This is a genomic window from Aquimonas sp. (assembly GCF_044377145.1).
Classification (GTDB): domain Bacteria; phylum Pseudomonadota; class Gammaproteobacteria; order Xanthomonadales; family Xanthomonadaceae; genus Aquimonas.
Map to the genome: position 1 here is coordinate 43,715 of NZ_JBILJQ010000025.1, position 17,158 is coordinate 60,872.

Here is a 17,158-nt window from a genome sequence, read left to right on the forward strand (position 1 = left end):
CAATCGATACGGCCGCCGACGGGGTGCCGGGCACCCAAGCAGGGTACAGGCCGAAACAGTCGGCCAGTCTACGCCCGGCCACCTGCACTGCCAACCGCTGAGCGCTTGACAATGCCGTGACGCGCCGGCTAAGCTCCGCGGTCTTTCTGCCCAACATTCAAGGCCGCTGTCATGAAGCGCACCTTTCAGCCCAGCAATCTCAAACGCGCTCGCACCCATGGTTTCCGCGCCCGTATGGCAACTGCCGACGGCCGCAAAATCCTGAATGCACGTCGCGCCAAGGGTCGCAAGCGTCTCTGCCCGTAATCTGCGTCGAGGAGCTTCGCTCCTTACGTAGAAGTTCGCACCGGGTCCTGCTTCGCATCGACTCCGGTCCGGAACACTCCATCAGGCCTGGCATTCGCCGGGCCTGTGGCGTTTCTGGGCCTTGTGCGGGTGCCCGGCATGGACTTGAGCCATGAGCATGACCTCCAGCGACCAACGCCCCACCCCAGCTGCACGTCTCCGCCCCAGCGCGCGCATGCACCTGCCGCGCGAGTTCAGCCGTTGCCTGGATTCTGGCAAGCGCATGGGCGGCGCCTTCTACCGTTGTACCGCACTCGCCCAACCCGAGAGCGAGGCCAACCCCAGGCCACGGATCGGCTTTGCGGTCTCGCGCAAAGTCGACAAGCGCGCCGTCGTACGCAACCGCATCAAGCGCGTGGCCCGCGAATTCTTCCGTCAGCAGCGCAACCTGCTGCCACCCGGCGACTACGTGTTCATGGGCCGGCGCGAAGCCGCACTAGCCACCCCTCAGCAGCTGCGTGACGACCTGATGCGGCTGTTGCCGCGCCTGTGCGCGTTGAAGGCCCCTGCTGCGCAGGTCACAATGCCGGCTGCGCCGACTGCATCCGCAGCGTTCAGCCCGACGGCTGAAGCTGCCGACTCCCCTACCCCCACGCGTACCGAGCCCGATCCCCGGGCCGGTGACGACCGAGTGTCCGAATGAACCAAGCACGCACTTTTCTTCTGATCGCCTGGATGCTGGTGGGCTATCTGGTTTGGGACACCTGGCAGCAGGACTACCATCGCCCGCAGGCAACGTCTCCGACCCCCAGCGCGGCCGCGGATCAGCAAGCGTCTGTCGTGCCGAACGCCAGCGGTGATCTGCCCGAGTTCAAGCCGGCCAGCGGACAGGCTGTCGAACCCACCGTTGAAGCTGCCGCGGCCAGCGACCACAGTCGACGCGTGCGCATCCACACCGACGTGCTGGAGCTCGAAGTCGACACCCGCGGCGCCAGCATCGTCACCGCCGATCTGCTCGCCTATCGTCAGCAGGCGACGGGTGATGCGCCGCCGGTCCGACTGCTGGACACCGCCGCCAACCGCTACTTCATCGCCCAGACCGGCTATGTCGGCAGCCGGCCCGAGCTGCCCAACCACCTCAGCAACTTCCAGGTCGATGCCGACAGCTTCAGCCTGGCCGAGGGCCAGGACAGCCTCGAAGTGCCGTTCAGCTGGGAAGGTGCCAATGGCCTGCGCCTGGTGCGCACGCTGCGCCTGACGCGTGGCAGCTACGCGATCGAGGTGCAGGATCGATTCGAGAACAGCTCGGCCGAGCCGGCAAGTTTCCAGGCCTACCGCCAGCTGCTGCGAGTGCAGCCGCCCGCGTTACCTGGATCGAGCTTCACCAACCCGGCCGCGTACAGTTTCGTGGGCGCCGCCTGGTACAGCCCGCAGGGCAAGTTCGACAAACTGAAGTTCGCCGACTTCCAGGACGAGCCGCTCGATCTGAAGAACGCCCAGGGCTGGGTGGCCATGCTCGAGCACTACTTCTTCGCGGCCTGGATTCCACAGGCCGAGGAAATCCACGAGTTCAGCACCGGCATCGAATCCAGCGACCGCTACCGCGTGCGTGCGCTCGGGCCGGTGCTGGAGCTGAGCGCCGGCGGCAATCTGCAGAACTCGGCCCGCCTGTACATCGGACCAAAACTGCAGGACCAACTCGAAGGCATCGCCCCCGGCCTGAAGCTGACACTCGACTACGGCATCTTCACCATCCTTGCCCAGCCGATGGCGTGGCTGCTTGGCATCCTGCACGACCTCACCGGCAACTGGGGCTGGGCAATCGTTCTGCTGGTGGTCTTGCTCAAGGCCGCGTTGTTCAAGCTCTCCGAAGCGCAGTACAAGAGCTTCGCCAAAATGCGCGCCGTGCAACCGCGCATCGAAGCCCTGAAAGAACGCTACGGCGAAGACCGTCAGAAGTTCCAGACCGCGATGATGGAGCTGTACAAGAAAGAGAAGATCAACCCGATGGGCGGCTGCTTGCCGATCCTGATCCAGATTCCGATCTTCATTTCCCTGTACTGGGTCCTGATCGAAGCGGTTGAGCTGCGCCATGCCCCCTGGATCCTGTGGATCCAGAACCTGACCGCGCCGGATCCCTACTTCGTTCTGCCCATCCTGAATCTGCTGACCATGTGGGCCACCCAGAAGCTGTCGCCGACGCCGGGCATGGATCCGGTGCAGAAGCGGATCATGCAGATCATGCCGATCGCGTTCGGCGTGATGTTCGCCTTCTTCCCCGCCGGCCTGGTGCTGTACTGGACCACCAACGGCGCGCTCGGCCTGCTGCAGCAGTGGGTAATCACCCGCCGCCACGCCGCCACGGCGACCCCTGCCAAGAGCTGATCACTACGCAGCGGGGATCCGGCATTCGGCAGCGAGCAGCCGTCCCCGCTGTGGCAGCAGAAGAGCAAGCTCCGCGGAGCGCGAACCATGCACCAACAATCGCCGCCGCCGTCCAGCCCCGCCCCCGAACCCCTTGTGCCGCTGTCAGGTCGCGACACCATCGTTGCAATCGCCACGGCGGCCGGCGCTGCGGGCATCGGTGTGATCAGGTTGTCGGGACATTCGGCCGCCAGCATCGCGAAGGCTCTGAGTGGACAGACGCCACAGCCGCGTCAGGCCCGATACGCGCGCTTCCGCAGCGGCGAAGGAGAGCTGATTGATGACGGCCTGCTGCTGTATTTCCGCGCACCCGCTTCCTACACCGGCGAGGATGTCGTCGAACTGCAGGCGCACGGTAGCCCGGCCCTGCTGCGCGCGTTAGTGGCGCGATGTATCGAGCTCGGTGCACGGCAGGCGCGGCCCGGTGAGTTCACCGAGCGGGCCTTTCTCAACGACAAACTCGATCTGGCCCAGGCCGAAGCGGTGGCCGATCTGATCCACGCCGGCTCGGAAGCCGCCGCACGCGCCGCGCGCCGCGCACTCGATGGCGAGTTCAGCCGACGCGTCGACGCCATTGCCGAAGCCTGCACCGGGCTCCGGGTCTACGTAGAAGCCGCCATCGATTTCCCGGAGGAAGAGATCGACTTCCTGGCCGGGCCGCAGGTCAGTGGCCGACTGCAGCAGCTGCGCGAACAGTTGCGGACCCTGCTGGAGCAAGCGCGCCGAGGGCAGCGCCTGCGCGATGGCCTGCACGTCGTCATCGCCGGCCCCCCGAATGCGGGCAAGAGCTCGCTGCTGAATGCTCTGGCCGGCAGCGAGCGCGCGATTGTCACCGACATCGCCGGCACCACCCGCGACCTGCTGCGCGAAGTGGTGCAGCTTGATGGCATCGAGCTGACCCTGGTCGACACCGCCGGTTTGCGCAGCGCGGCCGACCGGGTCGAGGCCGAGGGCATCCGGCGCGCCCGCGCCGAGTTCCAGCGCGCCGATCTTGCTCTGGCTGTGCTTGATGCAGACGCCGATCGGGAGTCGACTCGCGCTTTGCAGGAAGAATTGGCCGGCCTGCCGCACGTGTTCTGGCTGCACAACAAATGCGATCTGTCCGGTCAGATGGCGCGCACCGAAACAGGCGTTGACGGTGCGCACTTCTGGCTGTCAGCGCGCACTGGCGCTGGCCTCGAGCTGCTGCGCCAGGCCTTGAAGCATGCCGCCGGCCTCGACAACGCGGCCGAGGGGGCCTTCAGCGCCCGCGCCCGCCATGTCGACGCCCTCGAACACGCCAGTGTCCAGCTCGACCAGGCCGCACACTCGTTGGCCAAGGGCAACAGCGAACTGGCGGCGGAAGACCTGCGCCACGCGCACGACGCCTTGGGTGAGATCACCGGGCGAATCAGCGCAGATGATCTGCTCGGCAAGATTTTTGGTAGTTTCTGCATAGGCAAATAGCGCTCACGGCGGCGCGTAGCCGGTTATATTGCGTTGCGGAAGACAACCCCCGAGCAGACCGACCGTCTGCCCGCGCACGTTCGCAGCAGGGGTGCTGTGGGGCGTGAATCGGGCGGTGCCGCAGTCCTTTCGTGCTCTTAAGGGGGAGCCAATGAAACGTCCAAATCGATGCCGGTACCTGGCGCTGTCGACACTGTTGCTGCTGGCGGCCTGCGGCGGCTCTGACCCGCCCGCGCAGGCCCCAAGCAGCGCGCCAGAGACCACCCCGACCGAGCCCGCAAGCCAAACGCCTGCGGCACCTGTGGTGGCGGTTGTGGCCAGCGTTGAAACCGCTGAAGCGGCGTTGCGCGCTCAGCGCTTGTTCGCGCCCGCTGGCGACAACGCTTTCGAGTTGTTCGTCCTCGCGCTGGAAGCGAAGCCGGACCTGACCAAAGCCCAAGATGCGTTGACCGACCTGTTTCCGTACGGGGTGCTGCATGTCGAGCAGCGAACTGCCGCGCGCGATGCGGAGGAGGCACGGCGCGTTCTGGACCTGCTCGCCCGTGCTCAGCCGGAAGCGCCCGCCCTGGAGCGACTTGAGCGCGAACTAGAGCGGCTGGAGCGGCGCCTGGCCACCGAGCGTGAAGCCGTGCCGCCCGCCCGCCCGGTGGCGCCCACACAACCTGCAGAGCCCGCGGTGCCAGCGCCGCCGCCTGTGGTCAGCGCGCCCGAACCCGTCGCACCCGAACCGGCCGAGCCTGCGCCCGCACCGGTTGTCACACCTCCGCCTGCGGCTCCAGTGGTCGTCGCGCCGCCGCCGCCCGTCGAGACTGCACAGCCTGCGCAGCCAAGAACTCCGCGAATGATCCGTCAGCCCCAACTGCGGTATCCCGAGCAGGCCGCACGGCAGGGCATCAACGGCAGCGTGACCCTCGACTTCCAGATCGACGCCGATGGCGGTGTCTCGGATGTGCGGGTGGTGTCGAGCGTTCCGCGCAATATCTTTGATCGTGAGGCGATCCAGGCGATGCGCCGCACGCGCTTCGAGCCGCCATCCGAGCCGATGCGGGTTCGACGGACGATCGATTTCAACCTCGAGCGCTAGCGCCGTCGCCAGCGCCGAACCGCAATAGCCCGCAGCCTGATCTGGCGCCCGTCCGAGCAACGGGCGCCAGCATCCCTGTCTGGGCGCGCCTCCCTGCGCTCGCCGGATGTTGCCGAAAGTTACACCGTTGTCGCAGTGCCGCAATCCGGTCCGGCCAGACTGCGGCGCTGGCTTGGGCCCAACGGGCTCAGCGATTTCCGGGGTTCACCGTGGCGTTTCAATTCTTGCTGCGCGCCAAGCGCAACCCGCTCCGCCTGTGCGCTTACGCAGCAGGCGCCGCATTCTTGGCCAGCGTCATCGGCTGCTCAGGCGAGGCGCCGCCAGTGGAAGGCGCGCCGTCGCAGCCGTCGACGGCTGCGGTCACTCCCGAGCAGCCGGTCGAAAGCTCCACGCCGGTGCACTCCGCTGATCTGACCCGGCGCGGCGATCTGGCATTGCGCGACCAGCGGCTGTTCGTGCCGCCCGCCGACAATGCCTTCGAACTGTTCCTGCAGGCGGCAGAACTCGATCGGGACAACACGGTCGCACGCACGGCGCTAGATGACCTCTTGCCCTATGCCGTGCTGCACGTGGAGGAACGTGTCGCAGCGACTGACTTGACCGATGCGGATCGGGTCCTGGCACAGATCGCGCGCGCCGCGCCGGATGCGCCTGCGTTGCCTCGCCTGCAGCGCCTGCTCGAGTCTGCCCGAACCAGTGCGGCTGACCGCGCCCAGGCCTTGGAAACGGCGGCGCAAGAAGCGAGGGTCGCGACTGAACCGACGCCCCCTCCCGTTGTTGAGCAGGCTCCGCCTCCCGTCGTCGAGCAGGTGCCTCCTGCAGCACCGGCGGTCGCTGTGGTTACTCGCCCGACGCCTGCTTCAGTCAGCGTAGCGGAACCCCCCGCTGCCCAGGAGCCGGCCACAGTGAGCCCAAGCTCGCCAACGGCCGTGGCGCCTGAGCGCCTACCGGAAGTCGTGTTTCGCCCTGCTCTGCGCTATCCGCCCCTGGCGCAGCGTCGGCGCATCGAAGGTCGGGTGGAATTGGAGTTCATGATCGGCACCGACGGCGGCGTGACCGATGTGAGGGTGCTGAGCAGCGAGCCGGAAGGGATCTTCGACCGCGAAGCCATCGGCGCGCTACAGCGCTGGCGATTCGAGCCGCCAGCGACCCCGCTGCGCGCGCGGCGCTCGCTGGAATTCAAGCTGGACAACTGAAATCGGGACCACAACCTGATTGGCGACCGTTTGCGCCGGACAGGCCTACTCGGCCAGCCGTCGCTGCAGCCGTTCGATTCGACGCTGAGTCCGCTCGACATCGTCGCGCACACCGTCGACATCCTCCAGAAAAGCGTCGAGTTCGGCGCGCCCGAGCAGGTCGCGGCGCTCATCGCGCAGGTAGTCGGCACCCGCCTCGGCCAATGCACGTGCACCGCTCGCTGCCGAGCCGAACGCTGAACGCAAAGCCTTGGCTACCTGCACACCGATGACCTCACCCAGCCGTGCCGAAAGCGCGGCCTCGATGTCCGGGGTGTAGCGCTGAGCCAACCGCTGCAGCGCCTGCGCCAACTCGACATCACCGGCGATCTTCAGCCGGCCCGGGCTGGCGGGCGCCGCCCCCGGCAGCACACGCGCCAGCACCGCGCCAAGCGTGGCCTTGAGGCTCAGATCCGGCTCGGAATCGACCTGCCCAGGCCCGACCTTAAGCGCGCCGCGCTCGACCGTGATCCGCGCCAAGAGCCGCGGTGCCGCCAGTTCGAGTTCGATGCTGCGACCCTCAAGTGTCACAAGTTCCGCGGCCATGTCGGGGTCCAGCTGCAGCGCACGGTTCAAAGCGAACTGCAGCGCTTGGCCGCCGATGGCCAGCAGCGGGTTGGGTGCGGTGGTGGCTGTGTTCATTTCAGGCTGCCCGGAGGTAGGCGCCACCCGCCGAATCCGGCAGGCGGAAGAAGGCGCGCGCATTGGCGGTGGTGCACGCCGCCACTTCGGCATAGGTCTCGCCACGGTCGCGCGCGAGCTCTTCTGCGATGTGGCCGAGGTACATGGGTTCGTTGCGCCGATGCGAAGGCATGGGATTCAGATTGCGTGGCAGCAGGTAGGGGCAGTCGGTTTCGATCAGCAGGCGATTGCCCGGAATCTCGCGCACGAGCTCGCGCAGATGCTGGCCGCGGCGCTCATCGCACAACCAACCGGTGATGCCGATGTGGCAGTCGAGGTCGAGATAGTCGTACAGCGCCTCGCGACTGTCCGTGAAGCAGTGCACCAGTGCCGCCGGCACGCGGTCGCGAACCTGCTTGAGGATCGCCAGGAAGTCAGCGTGGGCTTCGCGCTGATGCAGAAACAGCGGCTTGCCGAAGGCGACACCGATCTCCAGCTGACGCTCGAACGCACGCCGCTGCGCCGGCCGCGGCGAGAAGTCGCGGTGGTAATCGAGCCCGGTTTCGCCCAGCGCACAGACTTCCGCATGGACATGCAGGGCGCGCAGCTCGGCCTCGGCCTCCTCGGTGTATTCAGTCGCATGGTGCGGATGCACACCGGCGGTGGCGAACAGTCGGCCCGGATACAACTGCGCGAGCGCCAACGCCGCCGCGCTGCCCTCGCGGCTGGCGCCGGTGACGACCATCTGCGCGACACCGGCATGCGCAGCACGCGCAAGCACGTCCTCCAGGTCAGCGGTGAAGGATTCGTGGGTGAGGTTGGCGCCGATGTCTATGAGCATGGGATTCGGGATTCGGGATTCGGGATTCGGGATTCGGGATTCGGGATTCGGGATTCGCCACAGCGGGCGTAGCGAAAGGCCAACTCGACTCAGCTCGCCTGCAGTCGCGGGCTTCGACAGTGGCCCAGTGTGCGGCTCAGAGCGGCTCGGGCTCGTCGGCGGGCACGCAGCGCTCGGCGGCCCACTGGCGCAGGCGCTGCACCTGCTCGGCCATCACCACCGAGATCGGGCGGGTGCCGCGCAGGGCGGACAGCAGATGGACCTGGCCGAGGCGCTCGCCGTCGCCGTGGCTGTCGTACAGCGCAGCCACCACGGCTTGTTCGATCTCGGCGCCGGAGAAGCCAGCGCTGGCTGCTGACAGCGCGCTGAGGTCGAACTCTTCGAGCGCCTGTTCGCGTCGGCGCAGGTGGATGGCGAAGGCCTGTTCGCGCGCCGCTGCGCCGGGCAGATCGACGAAGAAGATCTCATCAAAACGCCCCTTGCGTAACAGTTCCGGCGGCAGCTGTTCGATGCTGTTGGCGGTCGCCACGAGGAACACCGGCTGCTTGCGCTCGGCCATCCAGGTCAGCAGTGCACCCAGCACCCGACGGCTGACGCCGTCATCGCTGTTCGAGGTCGCTAGGCCTTTCTCGATTTCGTCGCACCACAGCACGCAGGGCGCCATCGACTCTGCCGCGCGCAGGCTCTCGCGCAGGTTGCGTTCGGTTTCGCCGTGGTACTTGTTGTACAGCGCGCTGAAGTCCAGCCGCAGCAGCGGTACCCCGAAGCCGCCCGCACAGGCCTTGGCCGCCAGCGACTTGCCGGCGCCCTGCACACCCAGAAGCAGCAGGCCGCGGGGCGGGTCCAGCCCGGGCGGCGCCTTGCCCTCGACGAAGATCGCCCGGCGCTGTTCGATCCAGCGCTTCAGACGGCCGAGTCCGGCGACCTCATCGAAACGCGCGACATCGGGTTCGAAGTGCAGCACGCCGCCGCTGCCGAGCAGCTTGAACTTGGCCTGCTGCGCCTTGGCGATGTCGTCGTTGCGAATCGCGCCATCGTCGTGGATCAGCTGACGGATGATCTTGCGCGCGTCCAGCAGCGAAAGGCCGCGCAAATGGCGCAGCAGCTGGCGCTGGGCCGGGGCTTCGACCTGCACGCGCTTGCCGCCGTGTTCGCGCGAGTAGGCGAAGGCCTCCTCGCGCAGCATCTGTCCGAGTCGCGCCTCGTCCGGCAGACGCACCTCGAAGCGTGTAGCCAGTGACTCGAGATCGTCTGGCAGTTCAACCTTGGCGCCGACCAGCACCACGCTGTGCTTGGCTGCCGCCTGGCCCAGCACCACTTCACGCAGGCGGCGAATGCTCATCGAGTAGCGCAGGTAAGGGCTGAAGTCGAACAGCAGCCAGATCCCACGCCGCGGGTCGCCGTGCATCAGTTCCAGCAGCTGGCTGGAATCATTGCAGGGTGGCAGATCGGTCTCGTCGAGATCCAGCCGCTGCAGGCCCTGGGTGATGCTCCAGCTCATCAGCGGCCGCAGCAGCTCGGCCACCACGTGCCGGAAGGCATCCAGCAGCAGGGCTTCCTCATGGGTTTCGATCACCACCAGCGGTGCGCCGGAGCGCAGCAGAACGGCCAGATCGCGGGGTTCGAACATCGGCAGGGGCTTCACAGGGCGCGGGAAGGACGCCGGACGGCGAAGTGTAGCGGCAGTGACTCAGGCTGCAGTCCGCTGACGCGGCTGCGGCACTGACCAAAGCGGGCGTGGTCGGGGTGTATCCTCGCGCTTCGAGAGCACAAGCCCTTGCGTCGTGCCGCCTTCTGGAGAATCCCCATGCGTCGTGTCTGCCTCGTTCCCCTCCTCGCTGTAATCGGCCTTGCATCGGTAGAGATGGCGCACGCGGAGCGCATCCTGCTGCCTGCGCTGGATTTGCCCAAGCTGAGCGCCGATGACCGCGCCAGCGAGGGCAAGGCCGGTGTGCCGCTGCGCTACGGCGTGGTCCACGAATTTGCCGGCAAGGGCATCTCCAAGGCTGCGCCCGGTGTGGATCAGGGCGGCAGCTGGAGTGTGCTGGCAGATGGGCGTGAACGCTGGTCGCTGCAGCTTGATGGCGCACAGGCGCGCAGCCTGGAGCTGGGTTTCGGTGAATTCCGTTTGCCGGTGGGCGCCGAGCTGGCGGTGTATGCCGGCGACGACAAACACCCCCAGCTGCGCTTCACCGACGCCGACAACCCGGCCAGCGGTCGGCTGCACACCGCCATGGTCGCCGCGGACAGCCTCCGTATCGAGCTGACCATCCCGGCCGGCAGCCGCGCGATCACCCGCCTGCAGCTGGCCTCGGCGACCCAGGGCTATCGCGATCCCTTCGTGGCGATGAACCAGCTGAAGTCAGGCAGCTGCAATATCGATGTCGCCTGCAGCGAAGGCGACAGCTGGCGCCCGCAGATCCGCTCGGTGGCCCACTACACCTTTGCCGGCTTCGTCTGCACCGGGCAGTTGGTGGCCACCGGGGTTCCCGGGCAGGACATCTCCAACCCGCGATTCCTGACCGCACACCACTGCGTTTCGACGCAGGATCGGGTGGCCGGCATGGTGTTCTACTGGCGTTACCAGAGCCCGACCTGCCGCAGCCCTGGCAGCACAGCCAGCGGCTCGTCGTTGTCGAACTCAATCTCCGCCGCGGTGCAGTCGGGTGCAAACCTGTTGGCAACGCACGAGGCGACTGACTTCACCATCGTCGCCTTGAACAACCCGGTGCCGGCCGCCGCCGATGCCTTCTACAGCGGCTGGGACCGCAGCGGCAGCGTCCCAACCGGAGGGGTGGGCATCCATCACCCGTCTGGTCACGAAAAACGCATCGCAATCGACCTCAACCCGTTGACGACGGGTCGCAACTGCATCATCCCAACCTCTACCGCGACGACCCATTGGTATGTGGGCGCCTGGGACCGCGGCACCACCGAAGGCGGATCCTCCGGGTCGGGGATTTGGAACCCGCAGAATCAGCGCCTGGTCGGCGTGCTCTCGGGCGGTAGTGCGTCATGTACCGTCCCCGATGGCAGCGACTGCTATGGGGCCTTGGACAAGGCCTGGACCGGCGGCGGTACCGCCGCCAGCCGCATGCGCGACTGGATGGATCGCAGCGCCAGCAATCCGCTCGGCATCGACGGCTACGGCAGCTGCAACGCGCCCAGCGTCGCCCTTGCCTCGAACGCCTTCAGCGCGGCGCCGCGGGTCGGCGAGACGGTCAGCTTCACCGCCAGCGTCAGCGGTGGAACTGGAAGCGGCTACACGTATGAGTGGGACCTGGATGGTGACGGCGTCTATGAGCGCAGTGGCAGCGCAGCCAGCGTCAGCCTGCGCTATGCCCGCGCGCAAAGCGGCCAGGTGCGTGTCCGTGTGCAGGACGGTAGCGGCTGCGCCGGTATCGCCAGTCGGGCGCTTGACGTTGCATCGGCGCGCGTCACCGTGACCGCCGCCCAACCGACCCAGATCTGCGGTGACGGTGTCGGCGGCATCGACCCGGGCGAACGCTGGCGCTTGCCGGTCACCCTGACCAACAGCGGCAACGCAGCACTGCCGGCGGGCGCACATGCCTTGTTCGCCAACAGCGCAATCGCTGCCACCTTGCCCGGCGGCATCGGTCCGAACGCCTACGGCTACCTCGGCACCACCAGCGCCGCCAGCCCATCGGTGTGCAGCTATGGATTCGTCGACATCAGCGACGCCGCGCCACTCAGCCTGAACAGCAACGATGACGGTCGCGGGGTTATTGCCTTGGGCGGCACCGGCCTGCGCCTCTACGGCGCGAGCTACAGCCAGGCGATCATGTCCACCAATGGCTATGTCTCTTTCTCAAACGCCGACACCGGCGCGGACTACGACAACAGCTGTACCGGGGTGCTCGACCGCGGCGGAGCGGGCCCGCGTCTGCATGTGCTGCACGACGATCTGGTGGTGCCGGCCAGCGGCGCGCTGCGCTATCGCTACTACGCATCCTGCCCGCGCGCAGCCACGGTCGGCGGTGTCCAGCCCTGCCACGTCTTCCAGTGGGATGGCGTGCAGAACTATGTCAGCACCGGCAACACCGGCGATGCTTCGTTCCAGGCGATCGCCTATGCCGGCAGCGGCGAGATCGCCTACCAGTACCGTCGCGCCGATGCAGCCGGTGGCGGCAGCGCCACAGTGGGCCTCGTCGATGGCGTCGGCAGTGACCCCTTGAACGCTTCCTGCAACGCGTCCGGTGCGGTCGCCGCCAACCGCTCGGTGTGCCTGTTCGACCCGCAGAATGTGCCCCTGCAGGCACAGGCGCGCGTGCAGCTCGAGGGCGCCACCTTGGCCCTGCCGGGCAGCCTAGCCGCAGGCGCCAGCGTGACCCTGCAACTGCCGTTCAAACTGCCGGAGAGCGCCAGCTGCGGCGCGCCGATCGCGATCGACTACCTCGCGACCGCTGCCGCAGGCCAACACAGCGCGCAGTTCACACGCATCTACAGCGGACAGGTGGCAACCAGTTGTGGAGCGGTCAGTGGTTGCCCTGCAGCGGCGCCGCCTGCTCTGCCGCGCCGGGGCTTCTTCAACGACCCGAGTCGTGATGGCAACGGTCTGGCGGCCTTTGTTTACGGCGACGCGCAGAGCCCGGCCATCGGCGCCATCTGGTACACCGGCACCACCAGCTACCTGTCGGACTGGTACACCTTCGCCGGGCAATGGAACCGCGGTCTGGTGGAGGGCACCCTGTTCGCAAGCCGCAACCGTGGTGCACCCTCCGGGTTCCAGCCGGAGAGCACGCCCACCGGTCAGGTCTGGCTGAGCAGCATTGATGCGCGCACCCTGCTGTACGCCTGGGATTTTGGCGGCGGCCGCCGCGGCGCTGAACTCATGACCAGCACCGCGGGCAACCAGCCGTTTGCGGCTGCCGACCACACCAATGCCTGGATCCAGGACGGCCAAAGCGGTTGGGGGATCGGTGTCGAGAGCCTGCAGTTGGGCGATGCTCCGCTGGAGTTCTTCGGCGTCTACCTTTATGACGGCAACGGGCTGCCGCGTTGGCTGACAGGTACCAGCCGCAGCACCTCAGGCGGGGCCGTCGACCTGGTCTCCCAGCGCGCGCATTGTCCGGGTTGCCCGATCTATCCCGATGCCGGCGCTGGCGCAGTGGCAGGCGGTACGCTGCAACGCACCTATAGCACGCGCCTGCGGGCGCAGATGTCCACCACCATCAACCTGCCGGCGCCGCTGTCCGGCAGCTGGAATCGCAGCAACGTCACCATCCAAGCCTTCGGAGATGATCGTCCATGAGCCTACGTCGCCTGATTCTTCTGCGTCATGCCCACGCCGAACCGCAGCAGCCTGGCCAACACGACCGCGAGCGTAGCCTCTCGCCCACCGGCGAAGCCGAAGCCGATGCCGCTGGCCGCTGGCTGGCCGAGCACGGCACGTTGCCGCAGCGGGTGGTGGTGTCCTCGGCCGAGCGAGCCCGCGCCACCGCCGAACGGGTACTGGCGCAGACCGGCTATGTCGACCAGCGCAGCGATGCGCGAATCTACGAAGCCGACCCGGTTGAACTGTTCGAAGTGATTGCCGACCAGGCCGATGTCGAGACCCTGATGCTGGTCGGCCACAACCCGGGTTTTGAGTCGCTGGCGGCACTGCTCTCCACCGGCCAGTCCGGCGACCACCGCGGCATGCCACCGGCCGGTATCGCGGTACTCGAGTTCGCCGATACCGCCGCGCTTGAACCCGGTGCAGCGACGCTCTCGGCGTTCTGGGCGCCCTGACGTCGATCATGCGATGTGCCCTGCTGCTCGCCCTGCTGCTGCCCTCGCTTGCGTCCGCGACGGCTGAGGCTGAGGCGGGCATGCGCATCGACACCGCGCGCTCACTGGCCGGATTCTCGGTACGCGCGGCGTGGGTCAAGCGGATTGACGGCCGGTTCGCCCACATCGAGGGCGTGATCCGGCCCGAAGCGCGCGCCGGCCAGTTTGTGCTGGAGGTTCGCATCGCCTCCGGCAGCGTACTGATGGGGCGCGAAAGCCACGAGGAATGGGCGCGCTCCGCCGATTTCTTCGATACCGAACACCATCCCTGGATCGAATATCGCGCGGCGGCGGTGCCGAGCCGTCTGCTCGCCGAAGGGGGTCCCATCGACGGCGTGTTGACTCTGCGGGGCATCAGTCGCAGCGTCAGCTTCGATCTGCTGCCGGCAGCCTGCGCGCGGCCCGGCATCGACTGCCCCGTGCAGGCCCGTGGCGAGGTCGACCGCAGCCAGTTCGGCATGCATGCGCGCCGGCTGTTCGTCAGCGATCGGGTCAAGCTCAGCTTCGATATCCAGCTGCGCCGCGACGCCGCGAGCGACCACAGCTGAGCCCGCTTACGCTCTCACCAGCTCAATGCTGAACCGCAGGATCGCAGTCGCGCCATCGCTGCACGGTGCCGTGTGAACCTGCGCAACCTACGTCATCACACTGCCTGACTATCGATGCGACCGCCTCTCCTCCAGACCTTCAGTCTCGCCGCGTTCGCCCTGCTGCTGACGGCCTGCATGCCCAGCCGCGAGCAGATCCGCGCCAGTCAGCTGGAGGCCGCACAGCGGCAAGACGCCCGCGTCGAATGCGCCTTGCCTGACCGTTGTGCCGAAGCGTCGCAACTGCGCGTGGCTGCCGCCGAAGCAGTGCGTGATTCCACTGCGGAACAACCGCGGCATGTGGTGCTGAATCTGGAAACAGGCCGCGATGCCCTGCTGGCCCGCCTGCATATGATCCGCGCCGCACGCAGCAGTATCGAAGTGCAGAGCTTCATCTTTGCCGAAGACGACGCCGGGTTTCTGGTGCTTGATGAACTCTTGCGCGCAGCCCGTCGCGGCGTGCGGGTGCGCGTTCTGCTGGATCAGCTGTTCTCGTTCGATGACGTCAGCCTGTTGGCCAGCCTCGCCCAGGCCCACGTCAACTTCGAGCTGCGCCTGTACAACCCGACCTTCGGCAAGGGCCACACCAGCCCGGCCGAGTTCGTCGCCGGCATCCTCTGCTGCTTCACCCGCTTCAACCAGCGCATGCACAACAAGCTGCTGCTGGTCGACGGGCTGATCGGGTTGACCGGCGGGCGCAACTACCAGGAGCGCTACTTCGACTGGGACCCGGGCTTCAACTATCGCGATCGCGACGTGCTGGTGGGCGGCCCGGCGGCGGCCTTGATGCAGCGTTCGTTCGATCAGTTCTGGGTGGCGCCCCGCAGCATCCCCGCGCCGGCCCTGCGCGATGTACGCCGCGCCTTGGCCAGCTCCGAGAGCGGCCGCGATGTGCTTGCACAGCCGCCGCTGCGTCGGCCTGACCGCATCGACGCACTGCGCCGCGAGCTCAGTGATCCCGCGCGTCTGCACGCGGTGCTGATCGAACCACTGCATCGTGTGGGGCGGGTCGATTTTCTGTCCGACGGACCGGAGAAGCAGCTCGGCCGGATCGAGCCCGGCCGCCGCGACAGCAGCGAGAGCCTGCGCCGCGCGGTGACACGCGCGCAGGAAGAAATAATTCTGCAGACGCCCTATCTGGTGCTGTCGCCGCAGGCGCGCGACACCTTCCGTCGGCTGCGCCAGCGCGAGGTGCCACCGCGTGTGCGGATCTCCACCAACAGCCTGGCGTCGACCGATGCGTTTCCGGTCTACGCGCTCTCGCACAAGTACAAGCGCACCTACCTGCGCGATCTCGGCTTCGAGATCCACGAGTACAAGCCGCACCCAGCCAATGCGCCGATCGCGCTGAGCCTGGATGAGGACGATGCGATCAGCCTGCCGCAGCGCTTTCTGCGCAGTGAGTCCAGCCGCGTGTTCGGCTCGGCGGCGGGGTCCTCATCCGGCGCCCGTGATGCAACTGCGCCACCGCGGCGGCGCGCCCTGCGTGGGCCCTTGCCGCTGCGCACGCTCGGTATGCGCATCGGCCTGCATGCGAAATCGATGGTGATCGACGGCAGCTTGGCAGTGATTGGCAGCCACAACTTCGACCCGCGCTCGGATCGGCTCAACACCGAATCGCTGGTGATCGTGCACGACCTTGGATTCGCCCATGAACTGCGCGAACTGCTGCTGCAGGACATGGCCGCCGAGAACGCCTGGGTGATCGCCCCGCGCCCGCGGCCGTGGATGCTGTCGGGCCTGAACTACAGCATCGGCAAGGCCAGCGAGTGGCTGCCGCTGTTCGATATCTGGCCGTGGCGCTACGCCACCAGCTACGAGCTGATCGAAGGCTGCGAACCGCGCTCGCCGCGGGCCGCGGATTTCCACGAGTGCTACCGCGCGGTCGGCGACTTCCCCGAGGTCGAGATCCCGTTCAAGGCGATCAACACCCGCATCCTGACCGCGTTCGGGGCGGGGCTGGCGCCGATTCTGTAGGCGCGCTAGCCGCGGTCTGAGGCTCGGTTCGCCTACGCAGTTCGAAGCGAACGGCACCCATCAGCAGAAATTTTCTCACCGCGTGAGCAGAATCCCCACCAATTTGCGTGTGTAGAGGATCGCCCCAGTGCTTTCCGGGCGGACTCGGGCCAACTTGGCCCGTTCCCGTGGGCGGAAAACCCGATGGTGGCCCGATATTCCAATCGCTTGAGAGCCGCGGAGGCCTTACCGTGAATTTCGCGCTGATTCTGATGTTAGGTTTGTGTGGAGGACGTGCAGGCATGAACCTGGATCGTTTAGAGCTTCAGGCGATAAGTCTGGTCTCAGGAGGCGTAATCTCGGGCGAATTGAGTTTGTGCTCCTCTTTAGTAGACAGACTTGGCGAACCATGTTTGCAGATCGCCTCAGGTGAGACAAGAAAGAACGTCCGGATAACGCCGATCTACCCTCGAGCCTACTTGGATGGAATTGGACCGTCTGGATCAATCTTCTTGGCGGGAGCTCCGGGAGGAACGAGCACTCTCGCTCTGACAGATTGGCCGACTCCACCTTTCACCTCGGAATCTAACATAGATCTTGAGGAATTGAAGGGCGCGGGAAGGATTGCTGGTGCCAGAATTCATTCATCGATATCGGATTGCGATAGCTCCATAAATGGAATTCTCGAAAAGCTGTCCACAGTTGATCTCAACTTGGCGTTACAAAGCCTCCATGGTTTGTCGCCCCTTGCGCCCGGTCCACTTAGGGAAGCTCTGAACAACGCGACCAACTGAGCCCTGGGCGGTCCCCAGCCGATTTTTTCGGACCTTCAGCCTGCTATCGCTCACCTATTTTGATTCTTCGACTCGCCCAAGGCTCTTTCGAACCC

General features: G+C 66.7%; 13 protein-coding genes. 10 read left to right on the top strand and 3 right to left on the bottom strand.

Translation table 11 applies throughout. From position 1 onward, the window contains the following. Nucleotides 1-171: 171 nt before the first annotated feature. From rpmH to ACIQ7H_RS09790, 6 genes are all read left to right on the top strand, one after another. On the top strand, nucleotides 172-306 hold the full coding sequence (gene rpmH / locus ACIQ7H_RS09765; protein ID WP_395790860.1) for a 50S ribosomal protein L34: 135 nt from the start codon (nucleotides 172-174) through the stop codon (nucleotides 304-306). A 151-nt stretch (nucleotides 307-457) separates the two neighbouring features. Next, nucleotides 458-988: a ribonuclease P protein component gene (gene rnpA / locus ACIQ7H_RS09770; protein WP_395790862.1), complete on the top strand. Its 531-nt coding sequence runs from the start codon at nucleotides 458-460 to the stop codon at nucleotides 986-988. Next, on the top strand, nucleotides 985-2,670 hold the full coding sequence (yidC, locus tag ACIQ7H_RS09775; RefSeq protein WP_395790864.1) for a membrane protein insertase YidC: 1,686 nt from the start codon (nucleotides 985-987) through the stop codon (nucleotides 2,668-2,670). The genes rnpA and yidC overlap by 4 nt, the downstream gene beginning before the upstream one ends. Nucleotides 2,671-2,757: 87 nt before the next feature. Continuing rightward, nucleotides 2,758-4,155, top strand: coding sequence for a tRNA uridine-5-carboxymethylaminomethyl(34) synthesis GTPase MnmE (mnmE, locus tag ACIQ7H_RS09780; RefSeq protein ID WP_395790866.1), 1,398 nt, complete (start codon nucleotides 2,758-2,760; stop codon nucleotides 4,153-4,155). Between the two features lie 151 nt (nucleotides 4,156-4,306). Next, nucleotides 4,307-5,239, top strand: coding sequence for an energy transducer TonB (locus tag ACIQ7H_RS09785; protein ID WP_395790868.1), 933 nt, complete (start codon nucleotides 4,307-4,309; stop codon nucleotides 5,237-5,239). 209 nt (nucleotides 5,240-5,448) lie between these two features. Next, entirely contained in the window at nucleotides 5,449-6,435 is a 987-nt protein-coding gene (locus tag ACIQ7H_RS09790) for a TonB family protein (RefSeq protein WP_395790870.1), read from the top strand. 45 nt (nucleotides 6,436-6,480) lie between these two features. On the opposite strand, the gene ACIQ7H_RS09795 is transcribed toward ACIQ7H_RS09790, so the two are convergent. From ACIQ7H_RS09795 to ACIQ7H_RS09805, 3 genes are all read right to left on the bottom strand, one after another. Next, a complete protein-coding gene (locus ACIQ7H_RS09795) occupies nucleotides 6,481-7,116 on the bottom strand; it encodes an SCP2 domain-containing protein (protein WP_395790872.1) in 636 nt (211 codons plus the stop codon). 1 nt (nucleotide 7,117) lies between these two features. Beyond that, nucleotides 7,118-7,936 (bottom strand): TatD family hydrolase, encoded by an 819-nt coding sequence (locus ACIQ7H_RS09800; RefSeq protein ID WP_395790874.1) that lies wholly within the window; start codon nucleotides 7,934-7,936, stop codon nucleotides 7,118-7,120. 136 nt (nucleotides 7,937-8,072) lie between these two features. Further along, nucleotides 8,073-9,566, bottom strand: a complete 1,494-nt coding sequence (locus ACIQ7H_RS09805) for an AAA family ATPase (protein WP_395790876.1) — start codon at nucleotides 9,564-9,566, stop codon at nucleotides 8,073-8,075. 177 nt (nucleotides 9,567-9,743) lie between these two features. On the opposite strand from ACIQ7H_RS09805, the gene ACIQ7H_RS09810 reads away from it, so the two are divergent. The 4 genes from ACIQ7H_RS09810 (at nucleotide 9,744) to ACIQ7H_RS09825 (ending at nucleotide 16,290) form a co-directional block, all read left to right on the top strand. Beyond that, nucleotides 9,744-13,208, top strand: coding sequence for a PKD domain-containing protein (locus ACIQ7H_RS09810; protein ID WP_395790878.1), 3,465 nt, complete (start codon nucleotides 9,744-9,746; stop codon nucleotides 13,206-13,208). Next, a complete protein-coding gene (locus ACIQ7H_RS09815) occupies nucleotides 13,205-13,687 on the top strand; it encodes a SixA phosphatase family protein (RefSeq protein ID WP_395790880.1) in 483 nt (160 codons plus the stop codon). Before ACIQ7H_RS09810 ends, ACIQ7H_RS09815 begins: the two co-directional genes overlap by 4 nt. An 8-nt stretch (nucleotides 13,688-13,695) precedes the next feature. Beyond that, nucleotides 13,696-14,274, top strand: coding sequence for a YceI family protein (locus tag ACIQ7H_RS09820; protein WP_395790882.1), 579 nt, complete (start codon nucleotides 13,696-13,698; stop codon nucleotides 14,272-14,274). A 114-nt stretch (nucleotides 14,275-14,388) separates the two neighbouring features. Further along, on the top strand, nucleotides 14,389-16,290 hold the full coding sequence (locus ACIQ7H_RS09825; protein WP_395790884.1) for a phosphatidylserine/phosphatidylglycerophosphate/cardiolipin synthase family protein: 1,902 nt from the start codon (nucleotides 14,389-14,391) through the stop codon (nucleotides 16,288-16,290). Nucleotides 16,291-17,158: the final 868 nt, after the last annotated feature.